This window comes from Streptosporangium sp. NPDC006013, from assembly GCF_040614275.1.
GTDB lineage: Bacteria > Actinomycetota > Actinomycetes > Streptosporangiales > Streptosporangiaceae > Streptosporangium.
This window is the reverse complement of the sequence record NZ_JBEXUE010000900.1, coordinates 1-1,729: the sequence shown is the minus strand read 5'-3', so window position 1 is coordinate 1,729 and position 1,729 is coordinate 1. Positions and strand designations below refer to the sequence as shown.

The window sequence follows — 1,729 nt, the reverse complement described above, 5'->3', positions numbered from 1 at the left end:
GGACTTGATGATCTCGCTCGACCAGGTGTCCACCTTCTGCTCGATGGTGTGGAGCTGTCCCTGGATCTGGGTGAGCTGGGCGATCGACACCTGCTCCAGTTTCAGGACCTCGTCGAACTTGCCCAGCATCTCGGTGTAGATGACGTTGAGATTCTTGTTCACCCGGGCGAACTGCTCGTTCATCGCGTTGTGCAGGCCCGCCACCTGCTGGCGGAGCTCGCCGACCTGCTTGAGGATCATCTCATCGGGACTGGGCTGACCGGTCTGGAAGAGCGGGAGCAGGGCAATGACCGTGGTGATGACGGTCTTGGCGAGATCCGCCGTCCCGGTCGAGAAGACCGCCTCCCGCCAGCCCTTGCCGGCGATCTTGGGGAGGTATTCGTTGACGGCGGTGGCGACCTTGATGACCCCGTCACAGACGGCGGCCATCTTCTGCGCCTCCTTGGGATTGGTCAGCCCGATGATCGAGGTCAGCAGCCTGAGCCCCTCCCCTGCCGCGTTGATGCTCTCCTGCCGCGTCTTGGCGCGTTCCGCCGCCAGGTCGTAGGCACTGGGTGGCGCGGCAGGCGCGTAGGTGACCCAGAGGAAGGCGCCGTCGCTTCCGTTGTGCAGAACCTCGATGTCCTTCACCGTCTGCTTGACGCTCTCGTTGCTCTTGGCCAGCAACTGGTTCATCTGCTTGATGACTTCTTCTTTATGCTTCGGGTCGCTCTGCGGGAATTGCATGATTGCTTGAAGGTCGACGGCGTCCTTCAAGGGCGAGCTCTGCAGCAGTTCGTCGGTCGTGGCGCTCGCGGTGATGCCGGAGTCGGCACCGATCTCGGCGTTCCACGCCCTGACGGCGGGGTGGTCGGCACCCCGCTGCGCGCTCAGCTCCCGGATCGCCGCCGCCGCCTTCTCGTTCAGCCCCCGCAGAACGACGGCCGCCTCGGCGTCGGCGGTCCTCTGGCTGGAGAGGGACTGCCGCCAGTCGTCGTATCGCTGCGGGGAGGCGGGTAGTTCGTTCACCAGTCCGTTCAGCACCACACCGATCTCGCGATATCCCGGGTCGGACTCCGCCAAGGCGCCGATCCGGACGAGGGCGTCGACCTCATGGCCGGCTCCGGGATAGGCGCGGTCCAGCTTCGCGCCGATTCCGGTCTCGGACGCTTTGATGGCCTGGGTGTAGTGCTCCTCGCTCGCGGCGGGGTTACGGGTGACCTCAGCCACATGGAGCAGGCTGAGCACGACGTCCTTGAAAAGCTGCGGACTGCGTAGACGCATCGTGGCCGCGTGCAAGACGGTGTCGATCCGCTGCTGGCCGTCAAGGGACAGCCCGGCGTGCGCGGGCGCCGCGAGTGTTCCGTGCAGCAGCGACGCTGTCAGCACGAGGGGAAGAGCCACCCTTATCGCCCTGGTCAGACGGGCTACCGCCGACCCGCCACGGGTTCTGCTCGATCTCACCGATCATCCTCCTTCGGATTCGCCGATGACGGATCCGCCTATGCCGCAGGCCGGGAGAACGAGTGCCGATGACTCCGCCCATCGTTCCCCGGACCGCGTGCCTGGTGTTGTCTGTGCTGTCAGCCGGTCATGGAGTGGGGGTGTGAATCACGGTGTCGTAGGTTTCGAGGAGTTTGTGGGCGGTGGTGACTGGGGCGAGGGTTTCGGTGTAGCTGTTTTGTTTGAGGCTCTTGGAGTGGTGGTCGTAGCGCAGGCGCAGGGTGTCGGCGGTGTGGTAGGCGAAGGC

The 1,729-nt window shown here is 65.0% G+C and carries 1 protein-coding gene; it reads right to left on the bottom strand.

Features of this window, described 5'->3' with window-relative positions; genetic code table 11:
• Window positions 1–1,443, bottom strand: a 1,443-nt coding sequence (locus ABZ260_RS50730) for a hypothetical protein (protein ID WP_355633065.1), incomplete at its 3' end; no start/stop codon positions are given.
• Window positions 1,444–1,729: the final 286 nt, after the last annotated feature.